Origin of the sequence: Salmonella sp. SAL04157 (genome assembly GCF_046551635.1) — a bacterium.
GTDB classification, from domain to species: Bacteria; Pseudomonadota; Gammaproteobacteria; order Enterobacterales; family Enterobacteriaceae; genus Salmonella; species Salmonella enterica.
The window spans coordinates 98,238-122,938 of record NZ_JBGDVS010000003.1; the positions used below are offsets into that span (position 1 = coordinate 98,238).

Genomic DNA, 24,701 nt, shown 5'->3' on the forward strand with positions numbered 1-24,701 from the left:
GACTTACCCCAGTAACGGTATTTTTGTGGTGGCGAGTTTAATGATGATGTACAGCACCACCAGCGCCAGCGGGAAAGCGATAAAACGCGCCTGCTGGCTGCGCGCCTGACGATAATCAAGCGCAATAAAACCCAAAACGATGTAGATGATAACGCCAAACAGTTTTTCAGTCAGCCATGAGCCCGACTCCGTGAATGGCAGGATGTGCGTTTTAACGATTAACCCAATACCGCTAAGCAGTAACAGGGTATCTATGACGGGAGGCACGATTCGTGTCCAGCGCGCGGCGGCCAACGCATGGCCGCAATAGCGCCACCAGTAACGAGCGACAAACAAACTGACGGAGAGCGCAACACAGATAAGATGAAGCGTGAGCAACATTGCAATTGTCATGGCGTAAAACGTCCGCAGGTCACGCGTTCATTACCACCATAATCACGACACGTTTCTACATCCGAGTAACCAGACCGCCTGAAAACCGCTCTTACCGCTTCGCCTTGCTGCCAACCGTGTTCCAACAGCAGGAAGCCGCCGGGCGTTAACATCAGGCGGGCGTTATCGATAATATGCGTAAGATCCGCCATACCGTTTTCGTCCGCCACCAACGCCGAGCGCGGTTCAAAGCGTACATCACCTTCGCTAAGGTGCGGGTCCTGCGCATCAATGTAGGGCGGATTGCTGACAATCATGTCGAACTGCTGCCCCGATAGCGCGCTGAACCAACAACTTTGCAGTATACGCACATTCCGGATGGCCAAATGTTCCGCGTTGCGTATCGCCAGCGCAACCGCATCAGGCATACGATCGACCGCAGTCACCTCGCAATCCGGTCGCTCGCAGGCCAGCGCCAGCGCAATCGCGCCGGTTCCGGTGCCTAAATCCAGAATACGACAGGTTTTGACCGGCAATCGCGCCAACGCCTGTTCAACCAGACATTCGGTATCCGGGCGCGGGATTAGCGTGGCGGGAGAAACGAAGAGCGGCAGCGACCAAAATTCGCGTAAGCCCGTCAGGTACGCAATGGGTTCGCCCTGTCTACGCCGCTGCAGCAGATCCGCGAGCTGTTGTTGCTGGACGTCAGTAAGCGGCGTTTCGCCAAAGGCCATGATATACGTCCGCCCCTTGCCCGTAACGTACTCAAGCAGGATCTCGGCGTCGCGCCGGGGGCTGTCGCTGTCCCGGAGCTGGTTTACCGCCTCATGCAGCCAGTGCTGAAAATCCATTATTCCTGCTCGGACAACGCGGCTAACAGGTCAGCCTGATGTTCCTGAACAATCGGCTCAATCAGCATATCCAACTTACCTTCCATCGTTTCATCAAGGCGATATAACGTCAGATTAATACGATGATCGGTCACGCGCCCCTGCGGGAAATTATAGGTCCGGTTACGATCGCTGCGATCGCCGCTGCCAAGCAGGTTGCGGCGCGTTGACGCCTCGGCCTGCTGGCGTTTTGCCGTTTCGGCGGCGTGAATACGCGCCCCGAGCACCGAGAGCGCTTTCGCTTTGTTTTTATGCTGCGAACGCTCGTCCTGGCATTCCACCACGATGCCGGTCGGCAAGTGGGTAATACGGATAGCGGAGTCGGTGGTGTTAACGTGCTGACCGCCCGCGCCGGAAGAACGAAACGTATCAATGCGCAGATCCGCCGGGTTAATATCCGGCAGCTCGGCTTCCGGCAGCTCCGGCATCACGGCGACGGTACAGGCGGAGGTATGGATACGCCCCTGCGACTCGGTCGCCGGAACACGCTGTACGCGGTGTCCGCCGGACTCAAATTTCAGTCGGCCATACACGCCGTCGCCGCTGATTTTGGCGATGATCTCTTTATAACCGCCATGCTCGCCTTCGCTCATGCTCATGATCTCCACGCGCCAGCGGCGCGATTCGGCATAACGGCTGTACATGCGGAACAGATCGCCGGCAAACAGCGCGGCTTCATCGCCGCCGGTGCCGGCGCGAACCTCAAGGAACGCGTTTCGTTCATCGTCCGGATCTTTCGGCAGCAGCAGTACCTGTAACTGTTGCTCCAGTTGTTCGCTTTTTTCTTTCGCTTCGCGCAGTTCTTCCTGCGCCATTTCTCGCATTTCAGGATCGTCGAGCATCATCTGAGCCGTCTCGATATCGTCCTGAACCTGTTGCCAGTCCGTAAAACAGCGAGAAACGTCGCTTAATTGCGCATATTCGCGCGACAATGCGCGAAAGCGGTCCTGGTCGGCGATAATTCCCGCATCGCCCAGCAACGCCTGAACTTCCTCATGGCGTTCGTGCAGGGCTTCCAGTTTGGCAACGATAGAAGGCTTCATAGGCGTAAATTCACCCTGTAAAAAAGTGTGGTGTGTGCTGCTACTCCAGCCCGAGGCTGTCGCGCAGAATATTCAGGCGTTCGTCATCCCCGTCACGGGCAGCCTGTTGAAGTGATTTCGTTGGCGCATGAATCAGGCGGTTGGTCAGTTTCCATGCCAGATCCTGCAAGATGGCTTGCGCATCGCCGCCCTGTTGAAGGGCCGACAGCGCTTTGGTAGTCAGTTCGTCACGAATCTGCTCCGACTGACTACGGTATTCCCGAATGGTCTCGCTGGCCCCCTGGGCGCGTAGCCAGGCCATAAACTCGCTGGCTTCCTGCTCAACAATCGTTTCCGCTTCCACCGCCGCAGCCTGACGCTGCGCCAGATTGTGCGAAATGATGCTCTGTAAATCATCGACGCTATAAAGATAAGCGTTCGCCAGTTTGCCGACTTCCGGCTCAACGTCGCGCGGTACGGCGATATCCACCAGCAGCATCGGCTGGTTGCGACGGCTTTTTAATGCGCGCTCCACCATGCCTTTACCGATAATCGGCAGCGGGCTAGCGGTCGAACTGATGATAATATCGGCATCCTGCAAACGGGCGTCGATATCGCTGAGCGAGATAACCTCAGCGCCTACTTCATCCGCCAGGGCTTGCGCGCGCTCGCGGGTTCGGTTGGCGATAATCATCTTTTGTACTTTATGCTCGCGCAGGTGACGCGCCACCAGTTCAATAGTTTCGCCCGCGCCAACTAACAGTACAGTGACCGTCGAGAGCGATTCAAAGATTTGGCGGGCGAGCGTACAGGCGGCAAACGCGACGGAGACGGCGCTGGCGCCGATATCGGTTTCAGTCCGCACTCGCTTGGCGACGGAAAAAGACTTCTGAAACATTCGCTCCAGCGCGCTGGCGTTAAGGTGGCCTTTTTGCGAATCCGCAAACGCTTTTTTCACCTGACCGAGGATTTGCGGTTCGCCCAGCACCAGTGAATCCAGACCGCTGGCGACGCGCATCAGGTGGCTGACGGCGTCATTGTCCTGATGCCAGTACAGACTGTTGCGCAGATCGTCCTCGTTCAGGTTATGGTAATCGCATAACCAGCGGATCAGCGCTTCCTGCAGGTTATCCTGCTCTTCCACGCTCAAATACAACTCTGTACGGTTACAAGTTGACAGCACGACCCCGCCCTGCACCATTGGCTGCGCAAGCAGGCTGTCCAGCGCCTGATCAAGCGTGTCCGGCGAAAACGTTACGCGTTCTCGCAGCGATACAGGTGCCGTTTTATGGTTAATACCGAGCGCTAAAAGGGTCATGTCTGCGGGAGTAGTACCAGCGTTGATATGGTTAGTCTGCTTGCATCATACAGGATGCGCGTGGTCAATAAAAGAGAGAGCCCCCTTTTGGAGTAATTGGCAGCGCTCGCTAATTTGATGATTTAAGACAACTTGAAAGTAGACGATGTCACCAGGCGGCGCTAGCATTAAAGGCTATAACTGTAACCGATAGCAAAAATTTGCCGAATCGCGGCGCGAACGTTTTTACAGCCTGCAGGTTCAGTTTTCAGGCCTGATAAGCGTAACGCCATCAGGCAATTATTGCACCGTATCACAAGGATTCGTCATCACTATGACCCTGCCCGATTTTCGCCTGATTCGTCTACTGCCGTTAGCAAGCCTGGTTCTCACCGCCTGTACGCTTCCTGGGCATAAAGGCCCGGGCAAGAGCCCGGATTCCCCTCAGTGGCGCCAGCATCAGCAAGAGGTGCGTCATCTGAATCAATACCAGACGCGCGGCGCCTTTGCTTACATCTCAGATGATCAGAAAGTCTATGCGCGCTTCTTCTGGCAACAGACCGGACAGGATCGCTACCGCCTGCTGCTTACCAACCCGCTGGGCAGCACCGAGCTGGAGCTTAACGCCCAGCCGGGCAACGTCCAGTTGGTGGATAACAAAGGCCAGCGTTATACCGCCGATGACGCCGAAGAGATGATCGGCAAACTCACCGGGATGCCGATTCCGTTAAACAGCCTGCGGCAGTGGATCCTCGGCCTGCCTGGCGATGCCACCGACTACAAACTGGACGACCAGTACCGCCTGAGCGAAGTGAACTACCGCCAGGATGGTAAAAACTGGAAAGTGGTTTACGGTGGCTATGACAGCAAAACGCAGCCTGCCATGCCTGCCAATATGGAGCTTTCAGACGGCAGTCAGCGCATTAAGCTGAAAATGGATAACTGGATTGTGAAATGATGACCCATTGGCCTTCTCCGGCAAAATTAAACCTGTTTTTATATATCACCGGACAGCGTGCAGACGGCTACCACACGCTGCAGACGCTGTTTCAGTTTCTGGATTATGGCGACACACTCCACATCGAACCGCGTCACGATGGCGAAATCCATTTATTAACGCCGGTTACCGGCGTTGAAAATGAAGACAATCTGATCGTCCGCGCCGCGCGGCTGTTGATGAAAGCCGCCTCGGAGAGTGGGCGCCTGCCCGCCGGAAGCGGCGCGGATATCAGCATTGAGAAGCGCCTTCCCATGGGCGGCGGTCTGGGCGGCGGCTCGTCTAACGCCGCGACCGTTCTGGTGGCGCTCAATCATCTTTGGCAATGCGGGCTTTCCATTGATGAACTGGCGACGCTCGGCCTAACGCTCGGCGCCGACGTCCCGGTCTTTGTTCGTGGCCACGCCGCGTTTGCCGAAGGCGTAGGCGAAATATTAACGCCGGTGAATCCGCCGGAAAAATGGTATCTGGTCGCGCACCCTGGCGTAAGCATTCCGACACCGGTTATCTTTAAAGATCCTCAATTGCCGCGTAATACGCCAAAAAGGTCAATAGATACGTTACTAAAATGTGAATTCAGCAATGATTGCGAGGTTATCGCAAGAAAACGTTTTCGCGAGGTTGATGCGGCGCTTTCCTGGCTGTTAGAATACGCGCCATCGCGCCTGACTGGGACAGGGGCCTGTGTCTTTGCTGAATTCGATACAGAGTCTTGTGCTCGCCAGGTGCTTGAGCAAGCCCCGGAATGGCTCAATGCTTTTGTGGCGAAGGGTGTCAACCTCTCCCCATTGCATCGAGAGTTACTCTAACGCATTCGGGTTTCAGGAAGATGGCGAAATGACGAGTCGCCGGTCATATATGCCGTATTTGACCGGTGTGAGACATCGATACCAGCGCACATGAAACGTGAATGAAGACGAGTAAGCCGGGCAAGCTGAGCTTCGGTGACAACGTCACCTTGTTCCAGACGTTGCATCGCGCTCTTTAATACACCGCCTGGATAGGATTTTGCCTGGCCCGCACAGTTTTCGGCAAATCTTTTCCACCAATGGACGCATGCCTGAGGTTCTTCTCGTGCCTGATATGAAGCTTTTTGCTGGTAACGCCACCCCGGAACTAGCACAACGTATTGCCAACCGCCTGTACACTTCTCTCGGCGACGCCGCCGTAGGTCGCTTTAGCGACGGCGAAGTCAGCGTACAAATCAACGAAAATGTACGCGGTGGTGATATTTTCATCATCCAGTCCACTTGTGCCCCAACCAACGACAACCTGATGGAATTGGTCGTTATGGTTGATGCCCTGCGTCGTGCTTCCGCAGGTCGTATCACCGCCGTTATCCCCTACTTTGGCTATGCACGTCAGGACCGTCGCGTACGTTCCGCCCGTGTGCCGATTACCGCAAAAGTTGTCGCTGACTTCCTGTCCAGCGTCGGCGTTGACCGCGTTCTCACCGTAGATCTGCATGCTGAACAGATCCAGGGCTTCTTTGACGTTCCGGTTGATAACGTGTTCGGTAGCCCAATCCTGCTCGAAGATATGCTGCAACTGAATCTGGATAACCCGATCGTGGTTTCTCCGGATATTGGCGGCGTGGTTCGTGCCCGCGCTATCGCTAAGCTGCTGAACGATACCGATATGGCTATCATTGATAAACGTCGTCCGCGCGCGAACGTTTCTCAGGTGATGCACATCATCGGCGACGTCGCTGGCCGTGACTGCGTGCTGGTTGATGATATGATCGATACCGGCGGTACTCTGTGCAAAGCAGCAGAAGCATTGAAAGAACGTGGCGCTAAACGCGTGTTTGCCTACGCGACGCACCCGATCTTCTCAGGCAATGCGGCAAACAACCTGCGCAACTCCGTCATTGATGAAGTCGTTGTCTGCGACACCATTCCGCTGACCGACGAAATCAAAGCGCTGCCGAACGTGCGTACCTTGACCCTGTCAGGTATGCTGGCCGAAGCGATTCGCCGCATCAGCAACGAAGAATCGATTTCCGCCATGTTCGAGCATTGATCGAACCCGGATCTCAAACCCGCTGCGGCGGGTTTTTTTGTCTGTAACACCCTTTTGTATGACTTATGCCTCCTTCACCTGCCATTTAGTTGACAGATGATGCGCTCATGGATGAAACATTATTGTGAACAAATTATTTTCCTCACATGTGATGCCTTTCCGCGCTCTCATCGATGCTTGCTGGAAAGAAAAATATACCGCCTCCCGGTTCACCCGTGATGTGATAGCCGGGATCACCGTCGGGATTATTGCTATCCCGCTGGCGATGGCGCTGGCAATTGGCAGTGGCGTTGCGCCGCAATATGGCCTCTATACCTCCGCTGTCGCCGGGATCGTGATCGCGCTAACCGGCGGCTCGCGCTTTAGCGTTTCCGGCCCTACCGCCGCGTTTGTGGTGATTTTGTATCCGGTATCGCAACAGTTTGGTCTGGCGGGCCTACTGGTCGCCACGCTGATGTCGGGCTTCTTCCTGATCCTTTTCGGCCTGGCGAGACTGGGGCGATTGATTGAATATATCCCGGTGTCGGTCACGTTGGGTTTTACCTCAGGGATTGGTATTACCATCGGTACCATGCAGATTAAAGATTTTCTTGGTCTGCAGATGGCCCATGTGCCAGAGCACTATTTGCAGAAAGTCGGCGCGCTGTTTATGGCGTTGCCCACCGTCAATATTGGCGATGCCGCCATTGGCGTGGTAACGCTGGGAACGTTGATTTTCTGGCCGCGTCTCGGTATTCGTCTGCCAGGACATCTTCCCGCGCTGCTGGCCGGTTGCGCCGTAATGGGGATTGTTAATCTGCTGGGCGGCAATGTGGCGACTATCGGCTCACAGTTCCATTACGTTCTGGCTGACGGCACCCAGGGCAACGGCATCCCGCAGCTCCTGCCGCAACTGATGCTGCCGTGGAGTCTTCCTGGCTCCGATTTCACGCTAAGCTGGGATTCACTGCGCGCGCTGCTGCCAGCGGCCTTCTCGATGGCAATGCTGGGGGCAATCGAATCATTGCTCTGCGCCGTCGTGCTGGACGGCATGACCGGCACCAAACATAAAGCTAACAGCGAACTTATCGGCCAGGGGCTGGGGAATATGGTCGCGCCGTTCTTTGGCGGCATCACCGCCACCGCCGCGATTGCCCGCTCTGCCGCCAACGTCCGCGCTGGCGCGACCTCTCCCGTCTCAGCGGTAATTCACGCTATCCTGGTTATTCTGGCGCTACTGGTCTTAGCCCCGCTACTCTCCTGGCTGCCGCTTTCCGCGATGGCGGCGCTACTGCTGATGGTGGCATGGAATATGAGTGAAGCCCATAAAGTGGTGGATCTGTTACGCCATGCACCGAAAGACGACATTATCGTTATGCTGCTGTGCATGTCATTAACGGTTCTGTTTGATATGGTCATCGCCATCAGCGTGGGGATTGTCCTTGCTTCCCTGCTGTTTATGCGCCGTATTGCGCGAATGACTCGACTTGCGCCGGTCAATGTCGATGTGCCTGAAGATGTGCTGGTGCTGCGTGTTATCGGGCCGCTCTTTTTCGCTGCGGCGGAAGGGCTGTTTACCGACCTTGAGTCACGTATTAAGGGCAAACGTATCGTCGTTCTGAAATGGGACGCAGTGCCAGTACTGGATGCAGGCGGGCTTGATGCTTTTCAGCGTTTTGTGAAGCGTCTGCCGGAGGGTTGCGAATTGCGTATCAGTAACCTGGAGTTCCAACCGCTGCGCACAATGGCGCGTGCCGGTATCAAACCTATTCCCGGGCGTCTGACCTTCTTCCCGAACAGGACGGAGGCGTTAGCGGATTTACTCAGTTAATGGACAATGCCCGGTGGCGATAACGCTTACCGGGCCTAAACCGGTTAGCTATGACGACGATTGTCGTTACGGCGGCAACGTTTGTCATAATGACGTACCCACCAATATTTGTCGCTCACCTGCTCATGCCCCCCTACACGAGCCCCCGCCAGCCAAAGAACTGCACCGACAAAAATGCTCAGTATTGCGCCATGCGCAAAAAATTGCGGCAAATTAAACTGCGGCAGTTGGTTTAAAATAGAGTAACCCACGCCGACAACCATCACGACCAGCCCCAACCCCATCAGCACGTTACCGAATAACGAAGCGTTTTTGCGTTTCATATGTCACCTCCGGAACTTTTGGGTTGTTTTTAGGAAATCCCCCTAAACTTTATGTGTAAAGTATAGACAACACTTCCATTTGTAAGTGCGGGTGCGATCACAAATGTAAAGTTTCATTTAACAAAACTTTACAAATAACACACTGAACAGTTTACATTTTTAATAATAAATGCTGGCAATTATTTAATTTACTTCAGAGTGTCGCTGTGTTTTGTCAAGCGGGCAGACAGACAGTAAACTACGCGCCAGTTATGGATCTACTCAGGACAAAAAACGTGGCAATTAAATTGATTGTTGGTCTGGCGAATCCCGGCGCGGAATATGCCGCGACGCGACACAATGCAGGCGCATGGTACGTCGATTTACTGGCGGAGCGCCTGCGCGCGCCGTTGCGTGAAGAGCCTAAATTCTTTGGCTATACCTCACGCATCACGCTGGAAGGGGAAGATGTTCGCCTGCTAGTACCCACCACGTTCATGAATCTCAGTGGTAAAGCAGTTGGCGCAATGGCCAGTTTTTACCGTATTCAGCCGGACGAAATTCTGGTCGCTCATGACGAGCTGGATCTCCCTCCGGGCGTGGCGAAATTTAAACTTGGCGGCGGCCACGGCGGCCACAATGGTCTGAAAGACATCATCAGCAAGCTGGGCAATAATCCCAACTTTCACCGCTTGCGCGTTGGAATTGGTCATCCAGGCGATAAAAATAAAGTTGTTGGTTTCGTGCTGGGTAAACCCCCTGTTTCTGAACAAAAATTAATTGATGAGGCCATTGACGAAGCGGCACGCTGTACGGAATTGTGGTTCAAAGAGGGTCTGGCCAAAGCAACAAGCCGTTTGCATACCTTTAAGGCGCAATAACCAGTGATGTGCGGCATTTTTGCCGCACGCCGTGTATAATAGGCGAAGTTATTTCCATTTCTGCAATCTGTTTTCTATAACAGGTTGATTATTAAGATATTAAGGTGAGTTAAATCATGGGATTCAAATGCGGTATCGTCGGTCTGCCCAACGTCGGGAAATCCACCCTGTTCAACGCGCTGACAAAAGCCGGTATTGAAGCGGCAAACTTTCCGTTCTGCACTATCGAACCGAATACCGGTGTCGTGCCGATGCCCGATCCGCGTCTGGACCAGTTGGCTGAGATTGTTAAACCGCAACGCATTCTACCAACCACGATGGAGTTCGTGGATATCGCCGGTCTGGTGAAAGGCGCGTCCAAAGGCGAAGGGTTGGGTAACCAGTTCCTGACCAATATCCGTGAAACCGAAGCTATCGGTCACGTGGTTCGCTGCTTTGAGAACGACAATATCATCCACGTGGCGGGTAAAGTAAATCCGGCAGAAGATATTGATGTTATCAATACCGAGCTGGCGCTGGCTGACCTCGATACCTGCGAGCGCGCTATCCATCGCGTACAGAAGAAAGCCAAAGGCGGCGATAAAGACGCCAAAGCGGAACTGGCCGCGCTGGAAAAATGCCTGCCGCACCTGGCCGAAGCGGGGATGCTGCGTTCGCTGGACCTGACGGACGAAGATAAAGCGGCTATCCGTTATTTAAGCTTCCTGACGCTGAAGCCGACGATGTATATCGCTAACGTCAATGAAGACGGTTTTGAAAATAACCCGTATCTCGACCAGGTTCGCGAAATCGCCGCCAAAGAAGGTTCGGTCGTGGTTCCGGTGTGTGCCGCCGTCGAAGCTGATATTGCTGAGCTGGATGATGACGAGCGCGACGAATTTATGGCTGAACTGGGTCTGGAAGAACCGGGGCTGAACCGCGTTATTCGCGCAGGTTATCGCCTGCTGAACCTCCAGACCTACTTTACCGCCGGGGTGAAAGAAGTTCGCGCATGGACCATTCCGGTTGGCGCAACCGCGCCGCAGGCGGCAGGTAAAATCCATACCGACTTCGAAAAAGGCTTTATCCGCGCCCAAACTATCGCCTTTGACGACTTTATTACCTATAAAGGTGAACAAGGCGCGAAAGAAGCCGGTAAGATGCGAGCGGAAGGCAAAGATTACATCGTTAAAGATGGCGATATAATGAACTTCCTGTTCAACGTCTAAATAACATTTGTTGTCTCATGAGGTTTCATTGAACCTCATGAGAGGCAAAGAAAGTCATAAAATCCACGCAGCCGCGTGGATTTTTTATTTCATAATATCTCAACTCATGCTGACAGGCTCAATTAACGCAGAGCTAACAGGGTAAGTTCTTTTCTTAATTACCAGTCGACATTCACTGTATGATTATAAAAAGGATGCTGTTCCTTTAGCGGCGTCTCATAACTTGGGATCGCATCATAATGATCTTTTCCCTGAACGGAATACCTTCCCGCTTCGATATCAAAACGATGTTTGAGCCATCCCGCAATATGACTTGCGAAAGCTTCTTTTCTTCTTAATGGCCAATCAACAGAAGCCAAATTAACATCTAATAAGTACCGCCCTTCTTTATTAACCTCGATCATTCCAGCCTGCAGTAACGCCCGTACCACCTGGGATTGGTTATCATGAATCCAGACCCAGGCATTTCCAAATTCCATTGCATAGCTATCATTTAGAAAATCTTTTTTTGAATATAATTCACTTACATAATCATTGATAGAATCAGCATAATTTTTTACTTTAGATGCAGATAAATCAAAAAAAGCTTCAAATCCGAAAGTATTATCATTAATACAAGTCAGTAACGCGCCCGGTTCCGAGAGCTGGGTCCATGATTGTAAACTCTCTACAGCTATAATGAATTTGAAAGTATTTCTTCCGATTACACCCCGGTCAATTAAAGTTAAAATATCGTGAGCTACGGTAGGGATATCTTCTACAAATGGGACGATTATTCCCGCACCATTTATTTCGCTTGATTTAAAATCAAACCCTGGGGTGCTTTCAATGTTTTCCGGAATACCATACTCTTTAATATGATTAAGGAAATTTTTAATATCGCCACGATATGGCCATCGCCATTCGCGTTCATGTGTCCAGTCAATCTTACCTGGAACATAAGTAACATATCTATATTGTTCAATCAAAGGAAGAACCGTTTCATCAAGAATACGTTCCCCGTTTCTGCCTTGCGAGTATCGAGCATTGTTATGCTGATCTAACCCATATATTACTGGCCTTGCCCCATAATTAAACATTTGCTCTTTAGGTAAAACGATTGCATATAAACCGATTTTTTCATTTCGTTCTAATCGGCGAACACCAGTTTCTAAATAAGCTGCAATCGGCATATCTGTAAAGCATACCACCGGGGAGTCACCATATACGGTTCGTTGCCCATTTCGGTATGACCAGGACGAGAAAATTTTATGACTGCGTAAAGATAATCGAAGTAAATATTTAGCATCAATGAAACATGCGTGGTGCTGATTATTAAAACCACAGTGTTCAGGCAAATAAATATGGCTACCGGTCTCTAAATCAACGTCCCGAAAAAAATGAATCAAATAATCGGACAAGTCAAATCTGATGTTATTTTTCATGGGACGCCCTCTTTCAAACGGTCTCTTTTTTGCATTCCTTTAAAACCAGCATCACTATTTTATATAAAAATCTTCACGAAGTATGCTTCTTTTAACGATGACATCAAATCCTCCCTCCTTTTGCGTCAACTTACGTATCCTGAAATGGCGAGACCAGGCTAAATCTACCCGAGGTCACTCGCTGAAACCTCATCCTGGAACAAGCTCAACCGTCCTTCCCCGCCACGGCCCTTTCGCCGAAAAACCGATAATGGGTATAAATATACCGCTATAAGCTATACCCACACACTTCACATTGTTTCTTATCGTTAATCCGATACGCTTTTTTCACATTATTTCTGGCGATATACGCCGGTGCAAAGTGAATCGGGCTCGTTTCCGCGCTCGCGCGTAACACAATGATTTGCCTTGCTGGCGGAACGTCAACGGACCCGCAAAAGCGCCTTATGCCCCTGGCGGAGCGTGGTGCAAAAAGGAGAAAAAATACGCGTTATGAATAACGAGGAGACCTTTTATCAAGCCATGCGTCGTAAGGGAGTGACCCGACGCAGCTTTCTCAAATTCTGTAGCCTTGCCGCCACATCGCTGGGACTGGGCGCCGGAATGACGCCAAAGATCGCCTGGGCGCTGGAGAATAAACCGCGGATTCCGGTGGTCTGGATTCATGGACTGGAATGCACCTGCTGTACCGAATCCTTTATCCGTTCCTCGCACCCGCTAGCCAAAGATGTGATCCTCTCGCTGATTTCCCTCGATTATGACGACACCCTGATGGCCGCCGCCGGCGCACAGGCCGAAGAAGTCTTTGACGATATTACCACTCGCTACGCCGGGAAATACATTCTGGCGGTGGAAGGCAATCCACCGTTAGGAGAACAAGGGATGTTCTGTATCAGCGGCGGTCGCCCGTTTATTGAAAAACTGAAGAAAGCCGCCGCGGGCGCCAGCGCTATTATTGCCTGGGGAAACTGCGCTTCCTGGGGTTGCGTCCAGGCCGCCCGCCCCAATCCGACCCAGGCAACGCCTATCGATAAAGTGATCACCGACAAGCCGATCGTGAAGGTCCCTGGATGTCCGCCAATCCCGGATGTCATGAGCGCCATTATCACCTATATGGTGACGTTTGATCGTCTGCCGGAACTCGATCGCATGGGCCGTCCACTAATGTTCTACGGTCAGCGTATCCACGATAAATGCTACCGCCGCGCCCATTTTGACGCCGGTGAATTTGTCGAGAGCTGGGATGATGACGCCGCCCGCAAGGGATACTGCCTGTACAAGATGGGCTGTAAAGGGCCAACCACCTATAACGCCTGCTCCTCCACACGCTGGAATGACGGCGTCTCCTTTCCTATCCAGTCCGGTCACGGATGTCTGGGATGTTCAGAAAATGGTTTCTGGGATCGCGGCTCGTTTTATAGCCGCGTGGTGGATATTCCTCAGATGGGTACCCATTCAACCGCCGATACGGTGGGGCTGACCGCGCTGGGCGTGGTCGCGGCGGGCGTTGGCGGTCACGCTGTCGCCAGCGCGCTCAACCAACGTAAACGCCACAAACAACAGTTAGCGCAAGCCGAACAACAGCCGGACAATGAGGATAAACAGGCATGAGTAACCAGTATCAAACCCAGGGTTATACCGTTAACGACGCCGGCCGTCGTCTGATCGTGGACCCGATTACCCGCATCGAAGGGCATATGCGCTGCGAAGTGAACATTGATGAGCAAAACGTCATTACCAATGCCGTTTCCTGCGGCACGATGTTCCGCGGGCTGGAGATCATTCTGCAAGGCCGTGACCCGCGTGACGCCTGGGCGTTTGTTGAACGTATTTGTGGTGTCTGTACCGGGGTACATGCTCTGGCATCGGTGTACGCTATCGAAGATGCGATTGGTATCCAGGTGCCGGATAACGCCAATATTATACGTAACATCATGCTGGCTACGTTGTGGTGTCACGATCATCTGGTCCATTTTTATCAGTTAGCCGGTATGGACTGGATTGATGTTCTGAATGCGCTGAAAGCCGATCCGCGCGCCACCTCGCAGTTGGCGCAAAGCCTTTCCGCCTGGCCGATGTCATCGCCGGGCTACTTCTTTGACGTACAAAATCGATTAAAGAAATTTGTCGATGGCGGTCAGCTTGGGATATTCCGTAACGGCTATTGGGGACATCCACAGTACAAACTGTCGCCAGAGGCTAATCTGATGGGTTTTGCCCACTATCTTGAAGCCCTCGACTTCCAGCGCGAGATCGTCAAAATCCATACCATATTTGGCGGTAAGAACCCCCATCCTAACTGGATCGTCGGCGGGATGCCGTGCGCGATCAATCTCGATCAAAGCGGCGCGGTCGGGGCTATCAATATGGAGCGCCTCAACCTGGTGCAGTCGATCATCACCCGCACCGCCGACTTCATTAACAACGTGATGGTTCCGGACGCGCTGGCTATCGGCCAGTTCAATAAAGCATGGAGTCAAATTGGCACCGGTCTGTCGGATAAATGCGTGCTGAGTTACGGCGCATTTCCGGACATTGCCAACGACTTCAGCCAGCAAAGCCTGTTAATGCCGGGCGGCGCGGTGGTCAATGGCGATTTTAAAAATGTCATGCCGGTAGATTTGGCCGATCCGCAGCAGATACAGGAGTTTGTGGATCACGCCTGGTACCGCTATCCGGACGATCGGCTGGGTCGTCATCCTTTTGACGGCATTACCGATCCCTGGTACAACCCGGGTGATGTCAAAGGCAGCGATACACATATCCAGCAGCTCAACGAGCAGGAACGTTACTCCTGGATTAAAGCGCCGCGCTGGCGGGGTCATGCCATGGAAGTCGGCCCGCTTGCCCGAACGCTTATCGCGTACCACAAAGGGGATGCCGCCACCATAGAGTCGGTAGATCGCATGATGTCCGCCCTTAAACTGCCGCTCTCCGGTATCCAGTCTACGCTTGGCCGTATTTTATGCCGCGCGCACGAAGCGCAATGGGCCGTCGGTAAGCTGCAGTATTTTTTCGACAGGCTTATGACCAACCTGAAAAACGGCGACCTGGCCACCGCCAATACCGAGAAATGGGAACCGGCCAGTTGGCCGCAGCACTGCCGCGGCATCGGTTTTACCGAAGCGCCTCGCGGAGCGTTGGGACACTGGGCGTCAATACGCGATCAGAAGATTGAACTCTATCAGTGCGTGGTTCCCACCACCTGGAACGCCAGCCCACGCGATCCTAAAAAACAGATCGGCGCCTATGAAGCGGCATTGATGGGAACGCAAATGGCGATTCCCGACCAACCGTTAGAAATCCTGAGGACGCTGCACAGCTTCGACCCCTGCCTCGCCTGTTCAACCCACGTGCTCGGCGACGACGGCAGCGAACTGATTGCCGTCCAGGTACGCTAAGCGTTAAGGAAAAGAACGATGACTGGAAAGCTATCTCCACGCGTCGGGGAGGCGCGTGATACTGCCGTCAGCCACTATGTGTTTGAAGCGCCGGTACGCCTGTGGCACTGGCTAACGGTGGCCTGCATGTTGGTACTGATGGTAACAGGCTACTTCATTGGCCGACCGCTGCCGTCAGTGAGTGGCGAGGCGACCTATCTGTTTTACATGGGCTATATCCGGCTGATCCACTTTGCCGCCGCGATGATCTTTACCGTGTTACTGCTGGGGCGAATTTATTGGGCCTGTGTCGGCAACCGCTATTCGCGAGAGCTGTTTATCGTCCCGGTCTGGCGTCGCAGTTGGTGGCAAGGCGCTTTCTCCGTGGTCCGCTGGTATCTGTTTCTGGAGAAAAAACCGGGGAGCGACATCGGACATAACCCTGTCGCGCAGGCCGCGATGTTCGGCTATTTCCTGTTATCGGTATTTATGATCCTCACCGGTTTCGCTCTGTTTGGCGAGCATAGCCAGTACGCCATCTTTGCGCCGTTCCGCTATGTAGTTGAATTTTTCTACTGGACCGGCGGCAACTCCATCGATATTCACAGTTGGCACCGACTGGGCATGTGGCTGATCGCCGCCTTCATCGTCGGGCACGTTTACCTCGCTATCCGGGAAGACATTATGTCCGACGATACGGTGATCTCCACCATGATCAATGGCTATCGCAGCCACAAATTCCCCAAACCGCACGACAAGGAGTCCTCATGAATGCGCAACGCGTAGTGGTGATGGGGTTAGGAAACCTGCTGTGGGCCGATGAAGGATTCGGTATCCGGGTCGCGGAGCGTTTGTATGCCCGATATCACTGGCCTGAAGAGGTAGAAATTGTGGACGGCGGTACGCAAGGGCTAAACCTGTTAGGTTATGTAGAGCAAGCCAGCCATCTCCTGCTCCTTGACGCGATCGATTATGGCCTGGCGCCGGGCAGCCTGCGAACCTATGCCGGCGAGAAAATCCCCGCGTATCTCAGCGCCAAAAAAATGAGCCTGCATCAAAACAGTTTTTCCGAAGTTCTGGCGCTGGCCGACATCCGCGGGCATCTGCCCTGTCACATTGCGCTGGTCGGCCTGCAACCGGCGCTACTGGACGACTACGGCGGTAGCCTGAGCGAAATAGCTCGCAGCCAGCTACCGGCGGCGGAACAGGCCGCCCTGGAGCAACTGGCCGCCTGGGGGATCGTACCGCAGGCAAACGAGGTCGCACGCTGCCTGAACTATAAATGCCTGTCGATGGAAAATTATGAGGGAGTGCGCATACGTCAGTATCAGACACGTCTGGAGGGCAAAAGAAGTGGCGAATGACACCCCGTTCTCTGCGCTATGGCAACGCCTGTTAACCCGGGGATGGCAACCGGTAGAGGCTTCCACGGTAGACGACTGGATCAAACTGGTTGGAGATGGCGTCATCCTGTTAAGTAGCGATCCGCGGCGTACGCCGGAAGTCAGCGATAACCCGGTGATGATTGCCGAACTCCTGCGTGAGTTCCCGCAGTTTGACTGGCAGGTGGCGGTGGCCGACCTTGAACAAAGCGAAGCTATCGGCGATCGCTTTAATGTTCGTCGGTTTCCGGCGACGTTGGTTTTTACAGACGGCGAGTTACGCGGCGCGCTCAGCGGCATTCATCCCTGGGCTGAACTGCTCACGCTGATGCGTTCGATGGTTGACACTCCCGCAGCGCAGGAGACAGCACAATGAGCAACGCCTTTTTTCATCTGCTGGGGCCAGGTACGCAGCCTGATGACGCCAGTTTCTCGATGAATCCCTTACCGCTCACCTGTCAGGTCAATGGCGACCCAAGTATGGCGGCGCTGGAGCGCTGCGCTCACAGCCCGGCGGTGATGGCATTGTTGACCGATCTGCGAGGTCAGCTTGCCCGGTGCATTCCGGAAGTCGGCGACGTGCTGGGATGGGAGTTATCTCCCCTGAATGCCGATGATCTCTCATTCCTCAATACGTTATTGGGAGAAGGCGAAGTCTCGGTACGCATTCAGCATCCGGACGGGAGTGAAAGCGAGATCCAGGAGACCATCTTCTGCGGCCTGTGGCGGGTACGCCATCTGCATAACCGACGCCTGCTGACGGATCGTCTGGAAGCGGGTAGCGCGCCCCTGACATTGTGGCAAGCGGCGACTGCCGATACGCTGTCTGACGACTCTCTGCTGCCTCCGCCTGTCGCTGGCCTGATGAATGGACTGCCGCTGGCCCATGAGTTATTGGCGCACGTACGCGATCCGGCGTTGCAACCTCACAGCATCAATTTGACCCAACTGCCACTCAGCGAGGCCGATCGTCTTTTTCTGGCGCGTTTATGCGGACACGGGAACATCCAAATTCGCATCTCCGGGTATGGCGAAAGCCAAATCAACGCCACAGCATTGCGCCATCTCTGGCATGTGCGCTGTCTGGACGCCCTTAAAGGGCCGTTGCTCGATAGCTATGAGATTTGTCCTTTGCCGGAGCTGGTACTGGCGGCACCGGAAGATCTGGCCGATTCGCGCCAGCGCCTGGATGAAGTCTGCCGATGGCTGGAGACGCGCTAACGCTCTCAACAGGAACGTAACCGGTGTCCGGTACTGATTAGCTTTTTACTCTCTTTCTGCCTACAGGAGTTAGCATGTGGGATGTCATTGACTTATCGCGCTGGCAGTTTGCGCTGACCGCGCTGTATCACTTTTTATTTGTTCCTCTTACGCTTGGGCTGATTTTTTTGCTGGCCGTCATGGAGACGATCTATGTGGTGACGGGGAAAACCGTCTACCGCGATATGACGCGTTTCTGGGGCAAGCTCTTCGGGATCAATTTTGCTCTCGGTGTGGCTACCGGCCTGACCATGGAGTTTCAGTTCGGGACTAACTGGTCGCTCTATTCCAACTATGTGGGCGATATTTTCGGCGCGCCGCTGGCGATGGAAGCGTTACTGGCCTTCTTTCTCGAATCCACTTTTGTCGGCCTGTTCTTTTTCGGCTGGCAGCGGCTGAATAAATACCAACACCTGCTGGTCACCTGGCTGGTGGCCTTCGGCTCCAATATTTCAGCATTATGGATTCTGAATGCCAATGGCTGGATGCAGCATCCTACCGGCGCTCATTTCAACATCGATACGTTACGGATGGAAATGAGCAGCTTCAGCGATCTGGTCTTTAACCCGGTGAGCCAGGTGAAATTCGTCCATACCGTCATGTCCGGTTATGTCACCGGCGCCATGTTTATTATGTCCATCAGCGCCTGGTATCTGCTACGTGGCCGCGAGCGTGAAGTGGCCTTGCGCTCGTTTGCTATCAGCTCAGTATTCGGCACCCTGGCCATTCTGGGAACCCTGCAACTGGGGGACAGTTCGGCCTACGAGGTCGCCCAAATTCAGCCGGTGAAACTGGCGGCGATGGAAGGCGAATGGCAAACCGAACCCGCGCCCGCGCCGTTTCATCTGATTGCCTGGCCGCAGCAGGAACAGGAGCGTAATGCGTTTGCCGTGAAGATCCCCGCTCTGCTGGGTATTCTGGCCACCCATTCGCTGGATACGCCGGTTCCGGGGTTAAAAAACCTGATGGACGACACTCTGCCGCGCCTGAAGCGTGGCCGGGAGGCCTGGCTACTCATGCAGGAGATAGCGCAAGGCAATCGCTCGCCGCAGGTACTGAATGCGTTTCACGCCGTTGAGGGCGATCTGGGGTACGGCATTCTGCTGGCGAAATATGCCCCGGATATGAACCATGTGACGCCGGAGCAGTATCGTGCGGCCCAGCGTGGCGCTATTCCTCAGGTGGCGCCGGTGTTCTGGAGTTTCCGTATTATGGTCGGCTGCGGTTCGCTGCTGTTAGTGGTGATGTTGATTGCGTTGATACAGACGCTGCGAATGCGTATCGACCAGCATCGCTGGGTATTGCGTATGACGCTCTGGAGCCTGCCGTTACCGTGGATTGCCATTGAAGCCGGTTGGTTTATGACGGAGTTTGGCCGTCAGCCCTGGGCGATTCAGGACATTCTGCCGACCTGGTACGCTCACTCCGCGCTGACGCCGGGCCAGTTGGCCTTCTCAATGGGACTTATCCTCGGACTTTACACCCTGTTTTTAATCGCGGAAGTCTATCTGATGCAGAAGTACGCGCGTCTTGGGCCAAGCGCCATGCAACATCAACAACAAGCGCAACAACAGGGATAAAGGAGACAATCATGTTGGATTATGAAACGTTGCGGTTCATTTGGTGGCTGCTGATCGGCGTTATCCTGGTGGCATTTATGGTAACTGACGGGTTTGATATGGGTGTCGGTTGCCTGCTCCCGCTGATAGCGCGCAACGATGACGAACGCCGGGTGTTGATCAATAGCGTCGGCGCCCACTGGGAAGGAAACCAGGTATGGTTGATTCTCGCGGGCGGGGCATTATTCGCCGCCTGGCCACGGGTCTATGCCGCCGCGTTTTCCGGTTTTTATGTGGCGATGATCCTGGTGCTGTGTGCCCTCTTCTTTCGCCCGCTGGCCTTTGATTATCGGGGAAAAATCGCCAATGCCCGCTGGCGCGCGCTGTGGGATACCGGTCTGGTTATTGGCAGCCTGGTTCCCCCAGTCGTATTCGGTATCGCGTTCGGCAACCTGTTTTTAGGCGTGCCGTTTGCCTTCACGCCGCAGCTTCATGTTGACTATTTTGGCACCTTCTGGCAGTTACTCTCGCCCTTTGCCCTACTGTGTGGATTATTGAGTCTGTCGTTGGTGATTATGCAAGGAGGCGTCTGGTTACAGTTGAAAACGGAGGGCGTTATTCGTCAACGGGCTCTGTCGGCCACCCGCCACAGCGCGCTGCTGATCGTGATCTGCTTCCTGCTGGCCGGTTACTGGCTGTGGGCCGGCGTTGATGGCTTTGTCTTACTCACGCAAGATGCCAACGGCCCTTCCAATCCGCTCTTAAAAGGCGTGGCGATACTCCCTGGCGCATGGATGAACCATTTTATACGCTCGCCGCTACTGCTCATCATCCCGTTGCTCGGTATGATCCTGCCGATTCTGGCTTTCTATGCCTGCCTTCGCGGTCAGACTATTCGTGGATTTCTGTTCGCTTCCCTGACCCAGGCCTGCGTCATCTTTACCGCCGGCATAACGCTATTTCCTTTTGTGATGCCGTCGAGTGTTAGTCCTCTCTCCAGCCTGACGGTGTGGGACAGCACCTCCAGCCAGATGACGCTCGAAATCATGCTGGTGATTGTGCTGATTTTTCTGCCGATCGTACTGCTCTATACGCTGTGGAGCTATTACAAAATGTTGGGGCGTATCAACCTGGAGACCCTCCGCCGCAACGATCATGAACTTTATTAGGGAGCGGAAGCGATGTGGTATTTACTGTGGTTTGTCGGCATTCTGCTGATGTGCTCACTGTCGACACTGGTGTTGGTATGGCTTGAGTCGCGTCAACAATAAAGAGGTAAACCGGGGTCAGCGCCGTCTGACTCCGGTTATTTTTATCTTTTTACGCGCCTGGTGAAGACGTTTCCCCGCCGACAGGACGACATAACATTGATACATGTCGTTATCATAATGTTTACTTTTAGAGGTGCGTCATAATTATGACAAATAGCCGCCTTGCACATATTACGCATATTTAAGCAATTAATTGCATAATTAGCGATATATCACCTCTTATATAGGATAGTTAACCACTTCCCATCCAAAATCATAACGAAAATCCAACTGCCTGCCATTTTTGATCTGAGTTAATTGTTTAAAAAAGTGTTAAATTTATCGCTACATGGTGTGATCTACTATGTACCACGGTCAATTAAAGAACATATTACTTTTATCACTAAGGTTTATCATGGATAAGTTATCTTACGCTTCAGATAGCAGCACATCTGCCTGGAATACCTACCTGCAACAAATCGAGCGTGTGGCCCCTTATCTGGGCGAGTTATCCCCCTGGGTGGATACTCTGCGCCACCCAAAACGCGCTCTGATCGTCGATATTCCGGTACAAATGGATGATGGCACTATTCGTCATTTCGAAGGATATCGCGTGCAGCACAACCTCTCCCGAGGTCCGGGTAAAGGCGGTGTTCGCTACCATCCTGACGTTGATCTCAATGAAGTGATGGCCCTGTCAGCATGGATGACCATCAAATGTGCCGCGCTGAATCTGCCGTACGGCGGCGCCAAAGGCGGCATCCGCGTCGATCCGTTCTCGCTGTCGGAAGGTGAACTGGAGCGTTTGACCCGCCGCTATACCAGCGAGATCGGCATTATCATCGGGCCGCAGAAAGATATTCCTGCGCCGGATGTCGGCACCAACGGTAAAGTGATGGCCTGGATGATGGATACGTATTCCATGAATCATGGCACGACGGTCACTGGCGTCGTCACCGGTAAGCCTATCCATCTTGGCGGTTCGCTGGGCCGTGAAAAAGCGACGGGGCGCGGCGTTTTCGTCAGCGGGCTGGAAGCCGCGCGTCGGGCGAATATCGCCGTTGAAGGCGCTCGCGTTGCGGTTCAGGGTTTTGGTAACGTCGGCAGCGAAGCCGCGCGTCTGTTTGCAGGCGCTGGCGCCCGTGTCGTGGCGATTCAGGATCATACCGCAACGCTGTTTAACGCCACCGGTATTGACATGAAGGCGCTCACGGCATGGCAGACAGAACACAAACAGATAGCCGGTTTCCCGGGCGCGGAAACTATCGCCAGCGATGCGTTCTGGCGTCTGGAGATGGATATTCTGATCCCGGCGGCGCTTGAAGGCCAGATAACTCGTCAGCGCGCGGAAGCCCTGACGTGTAAGCTGGTGCTGGAAGGGGCTAACGGCCCGACCTATCCGGATGCTGATGATGTTCTGGCCAGCCGTGGTATCCTTGTGGTGCCTGACGTGGTCTGTAACGCAGGCGGCGTAACCGTCAGCTACTTCGAATGGGTACAAGATATGGCCAGCTTCTTCTGGAGCGAAGAAGAGATCAACGCGCGCATGGACAAAATCATGACCGACGCTATCGTCCATGTCTGGGAGAAAGCGACTGAGAAATCCTGTTCTCTGCGCACCGCAGCCTATATTGTCGCCTGTGAGCGCATTCTGCTGGCCCGTAAAGATCGCGGTATCTATCCAGGTTAAGGCGACAAATCATTGCGCTAAAATCCACGTCCCGGCGTGGATTTTTTGTCTGTATACCCCGTTTTCCACGCGCGCGCCGATAAATTCTGTCTCAATAAAATGTCTGTTTGTTCGCAAAATAGCGGTTCAATCACGCGTATCTGGTCATCGTAGACTAAGGTTTTGTCATGGTAAATGCCGTTGGCTTTGGCTCACCGCTAAGGAGATAACTTGATGATACCCCCAGAGATTCGCCGTTCTGTTCTACTGCAGAAAGCCATAAAACTGGCGCTGGCAGGGACGCTGCTGACGTTTGCATCGTTTTCGGCGACTGCCGCAGACCCGTCTTCCGACACTGAAACTCCGCAGCCGCCGGATATTTTGCTTGGCCCGCTCTTTAATGATGTCCAGAATGCAAAACTCTTCCCCGATCAGAAAACCTTTGCTGACGCCATACCTAATAGCGATCCGCTCATGATTCTTGCGGATTATCGTATGCAGCGGAACCAGTCCGGCTTCGATTTGCGTCATTTTGTTGATGTTAACTTCACCCTGCCGAAAGCGGGTGAAAAATATGTCCCGCCTGCCGGGCAGTCATTGCGTGAACATATTGATGGCCTGTGGCCGGTGCTGACCCGTTCAACTAAAAACGTCGAAAAGTGGGACTCGCTCTTGCCGTTGCCTGAATCCTATGTCGTGCCGGGTGGGCGATTCAGAGAGATTTACTACTGGGACAGCTACTTTACGATGCTGGGGCTGGCGGAAAGCGGGCACTGGGATAAGGTGGCGGATATGGTGGCGAACTTTGGTTACGAAATTGACGCCTGGGGGCATATTCCCAACGGCAACCGTACCTACTACCTGAGTCGTTCGCAGCCGCCTTTCTTTGCGTTTATGGTTGAGTTACTGGCGGAACATGAAGGTGACGATGCGCTGAAAGAATACCTGCCGCAACTGCAAAAAGAGTACGCCTACTGGATGGAGGGCGTTGAGACATTGCAGCCAGGGCAACAAAACCAACGCGTCGTCAAACTGGAGGACGGCAGCGTTCTCAACCGCTACTGGGACGATCGGGATACGCCCCGCCCTGAATCCTGGGTTGAAGATATCGCTACCGCCAAAAGCAACCCCAACCGCCCGGCAACGGAGATCTATCGAGACCTCCGCTCTGCCGCCGCCTCTGGCTGGGATTTCAGCTCCCGCTGGATGGATAATCCGCAGCAGCTCAGTACCATTCGCACCACCACGATTGTCCCTGTCGATCTTAACGCTCTGCTGTATCAGCTGGAGAAGACCCTCGCCCGCGCCAGCGCTGCGGCGGGCGATCGGGCCAAAGCCTCGCAATATGACGCGCTGGCCAACGCGCGGCAAAAAGCCATTGAAATGCATCTGTGGAATAACAAAGAGGGTTGGTATGCCGACTACGATCTGCAGAACAATAAAATCCGCAACCAACTCACCGCTGCCGCGCTGTTCCCGCTCTATGTAAACGCCGCCGCGAAAGATCGCGCCGCGAAAGTGGCGGCGGCGGCCCAGGCGCATCTGCTACAGCCTGGCGGGCTGGCTACCACCTCGGTTAAAAGCGGACAGCAGTGGGATGCGCCAAACGGCTGGGCGCCGTTACAATGGGTCGCTGCCGAAGGATTGCAAAATTATGGGCAGGATGACGTGGCAATGGAAGTCACCTGGCGCTTTTTAACCAATGTGCAGCACACCTACGATCGCGAGAAAAAACTGGTCGAAAAATATGATGTCAGCAGTACCGGAACCGGCGGTGGCGGCGGCGAATATCCCCTTCAGGACGGCTTTGGCTGGACCAACGGCGTGACGCTGAAAATGCTCGATCTGATTTGTCCGCAGGAAAAACCGTGTGATAGCGTACCGTCTACTCGTCCGGCATCGTTAAGCGCAACGCCGACAAAAACGCCGTCTGCAGCGACGCAGTAACGCGTGTTTATAGTAGGTTGACCCGGTGC

Annotated in this window: 23 protein-coding genes; 17 read left to right on the forward strand and 6 right to left on the reverse strand. The window is 53.8% G+C overall.

Annotated features, from left to right (window positions below; genetic code table 11):
• Positions 1 to 3: 3 nt before the first annotated feature.
• The 4 genes from sirB2 to hemA are packed head-to-tail and all read right to left on the reverse strand — an operon-like array spanning position 4 to position 3,602.
• A complete protein-coding gene (gene sirB2, locus ACLJRE_RS07165) occupies positions 4 to 393 on the reverse strand; it encodes an invasion regulator SirB2 (RefSeq protein WP_000150667.1) in 390 nt (129 codons plus the stop codon).
• Complete coding sequence (gene prmC, locus ACLJRE_RS07170) at positions 390 to 1,223, reverse strand: peptide chain release factor N(5)-glutamine methyltransferase (RefSeq protein ID WP_023212656.1); 834 nt, start codon at positions 1,221 to 1,223, stop codon at positions 390 to 392. Before prmC ends, sirB2 begins: the two co-directional genes overlap by 4 nt.
• Positions 1,223 to 2,305, reverse strand: a complete 1,083-nt coding sequence (gene prfA, locus ACLJRE_RS07175) for a peptide chain release factor 1 (RefSeq protein WP_000804708.1) — start codon at positions 2,303 to 2,305, stop codon at positions 1,223 to 1,225. Before prfA ends, prmC begins: the two co-directional genes overlap by 1 nt.
• Before the next feature lie 40 nt (positions 2,306 to 2,345).
• Positions 2,346 to 3,602 carry a glutamyl-tRNA reductase gene (hemA, locus tag ACLJRE_RS07180; protein WP_000173208.1) on the reverse strand — a complete coding sequence of 419 codons (1,257 nt, stop codon included), beginning with the start codon at positions 3,600 to 3,602 and terminating at the stop codon, positions 2,346 to 2,348.
• A 313-nt stretch (positions 3,603 to 3,915) separates the two neighbouring features.
• Here hemA and lolB point away from each other — a divergent pair, with 313 nt between their 5' ends.
• From lolB to dauA, 4 genes are all read left to right on the forward strand, one after another.
• Positions 3,916 to 4,539, forward strand: a complete 624-nt coding sequence (lolB, locus tag ACLJRE_RS07185) for a lipoprotein insertase outer membrane protein LolB (protein ID WP_000174484.1) — start codon at positions 3,916 to 3,918, stop codon at positions 4,537 to 4,539.
• Positions 4,536 to 5,387, forward strand: coding sequence for a 4-(cytidine 5'-diphospho)-2-C-methyl-D-erythritol kinase (gene ispE / locus ACLJRE_RS07190; protein ID WP_023212657.1), 852 nt, complete (start codon positions 4,536 to 4,538; stop codon positions 5,385 to 5,387). Before lolB ends, ispE begins: the two co-directional genes overlap by 4 nt.
• Positions 5,388 to 5,652: 265 nt before the next feature.
• A complete protein-coding gene (prs, locus tag ACLJRE_RS07195) occupies positions 5,653 to 6,600 on the forward strand; it encodes a ribose-phosphate diphosphokinase (protein WP_001518537.1) in 948 nt (315 codons plus the stop codon).
• A 124-nt stretch (positions 6,601 to 6,724) separates the two neighbouring features.
• Positions 6,725 to 8,410 (forward strand): C4-dicarboxylic acid transporter DauA, encoded by a 1,686-nt coding sequence (dauA, locus tag ACLJRE_RS07200; RefSeq protein ID WP_001037188.1) that lies wholly within the window; start codon positions 6,725 to 6,727, stop codon positions 8,408 to 8,410.
• A gap of 44 nt (positions 8,411 to 8,454) precedes the next feature.
• On the opposite strand, the gene ychH is transcribed toward dauA, so the two are convergent.
• Positions 8,455 to 8,733 (reverse strand): stress-induced protein YchH, encoded by a 279-nt coding sequence (ychH, locus tag ACLJRE_RS07205; protein WP_000823878.1) that lies wholly within the window; start codon positions 8,731 to 8,733, stop codon positions 8,455 to 8,457.
• A gap of 275 nt (positions 8,734 to 9,008) precedes the next feature.
• Between ychH and pth the strand changes: the two genes are divergently transcribed.
• On the forward strand, positions 9,009 to 9,593 hold the full coding sequence (pth, locus tag ACLJRE_RS07210) for an aminoacyl-tRNA hydrolase (protein WP_000985595.1): 585 nt from the start codon (positions 9,009 to 9,011) through the stop codon (positions 9,591 to 9,593).
• A 116-nt stretch (positions 9,594 to 9,709) separates the two neighbouring features.
• Complete coding sequence (gene ychF / locus ACLJRE_RS07215; RefSeq protein WP_000505850.1) at positions 9,710 to 10,801, forward strand: redox-regulated ATPase YchF; 1,092 nt, start codon at positions 9,710 to 9,712, stop codon at positions 10,799 to 10,801.
• A gap of 158 nt (positions 10,802 to 10,959) precedes the next feature.
• Here ychF and ACLJRE_RS07220 read toward each other — a convergent pair whose 3' ends face one another.
• On the reverse strand, positions 10,960 to 12,225 hold the full coding sequence (locus tag ACLJRE_RS07220; protein ID WP_023137110.1) for a DUF4427 domain-containing protein: 1,266 nt from the start codon (positions 12,223 to 12,225) through the stop codon (positions 10,960 to 10,962).
• Positions 12,226 to 12,717: 492 nt separating this feature from the next.
• Between ACLJRE_RS07220 and hyaA the strand changes: the two genes are divergently transcribed.
• The 11 genes from hyaA to ACLJRE_RS07275 all read left to right on the forward strand — a co-directional run bounded on the left by hyaA (position 12,718) and on the right by ACLJRE_RS07275 (position 24,672).
• Complete coding sequence (gene hyaA / locus ACLJRE_RS07225) at positions 12,718 to 13,836, forward strand: hydrogenase 1 small subunit (protein ID WP_001058312.1); 1,119 nt, start codon at positions 12,718 to 12,720, stop codon at positions 13,834 to 13,836.
• Complete coding sequence (hyaB, locus tag ACLJRE_RS07230) at positions 13,833 to 15,626, forward strand: Ni/Fe-hydrogenase large subunit (RefSeq protein WP_000070982.1); 1,794 nt, start codon at positions 13,833 to 13,835, stop codon at positions 15,624 to 15,626. Before hyaA ends, hyaB begins: the two co-directional genes overlap by 4 nt.
• A gap of 18 nt (positions 15,627 to 15,644) precedes the next feature.
• Positions 15,645 to 16,376 carry a Ni/Fe-hydrogenase b-type cytochrome subunit gene (hyaC, locus tag ACLJRE_RS07235; RefSeq protein ID WP_000147032.1) on the forward strand — a complete coding sequence of 244 codons (732 nt, stop codon included), beginning with the start codon at positions 15,645 to 15,647 and terminating at the stop codon, positions 16,374 to 16,376.
• Positions 16,373 to 16,969, forward strand: a complete 597-nt coding sequence (gene hyaD, locus ACLJRE_RS07240) for a hydrogenase 1 maturation protease (protein ID WP_000993804.1) — start codon at positions 16,373 to 16,375, stop codon at positions 16,967 to 16,969. The genes hyaC and hyaD overlap by 4 nt, the downstream gene beginning before the upstream one ends.
• On the forward strand, positions 16,959 to 17,363 hold the full coding sequence (hyaE, locus tag ACLJRE_RS07245) for a hydrogenase-1 operon protein HyaE (RefSeq protein WP_001262570.1): 405 nt from the start codon (positions 16,959 to 16,961) through the stop codon (positions 17,361 to 17,363). The genes hyaD and hyaE overlap by 11 nt, the downstream gene beginning before the upstream one ends.
• Complete coding sequence (locus ACLJRE_RS07250; protein WP_023212659.1) at positions 17,360 to 18,208, forward strand: hydrogenase expression/formation protein; 849 nt, start codon at positions 17,360 to 17,362, stop codon at positions 18,206 to 18,208. Before hyaE ends, ACLJRE_RS07250 begins: the two co-directional genes overlap by 4 nt.
• 74 nt (positions 18,209 to 18,282) lie before the next feature.
• Complete coding sequence (gene appC / locus ACLJRE_RS07255; RefSeq protein WP_023138859.1) at positions 18,283 to 19,827, forward strand: cytochrome bd-II oxidase subunit 1; 1,545 nt, start codon at positions 18,283 to 18,285, stop codon at positions 19,825 to 19,827.
• 11 nt (positions 19,828 to 19,838) lie between these two features.
• Complete coding sequence (gene appB, locus ACLJRE_RS07260; protein ID WP_000888110.1) at positions 19,839 to 20,975, forward strand: cytochrome d ubiquinol oxidase subunit II; 1,137 nt, start codon at positions 19,839 to 19,841, stop codon at positions 20,973 to 20,975.
• A gap of 12 nt (positions 20,976 to 20,987) precedes the next feature.
• Positions 20,988 to 21,077 (forward strand): cytochrome bd-II oxidase subunit CbdX, encoded by a 90-nt coding sequence (cbdX, locus tag ACLJRE_RS07265; protein WP_000270306.1) that lies wholly within the window; start codon positions 20,988 to 20,990, stop codon positions 21,075 to 21,077.
• Between the two features lie 394 nt (positions 21,078 to 21,471).
• Positions 21,472 to 22,746, forward strand: a complete 1,275-nt coding sequence (locus ACLJRE_RS07270; RefSeq protein ID WP_001519734.1) for a Glu/Leu/Phe/Val family dehydrogenase — start codon at positions 21,472 to 21,474, stop codon at positions 22,744 to 22,746.
• A 213-nt stretch (positions 22,747 to 22,959) separates the two neighbouring features.
• A complete protein-coding gene (locus ACLJRE_RS07275; protein ID WP_000612818.1) occupies positions 22,960 to 24,672 on the forward strand; it encodes an alpha,alpha-trehalase in 1,713 nt (570 codons plus the stop codon).
• The last annotated feature ends 29 nt before the right edge of the window (positions 24,673 to 24,701 follow it).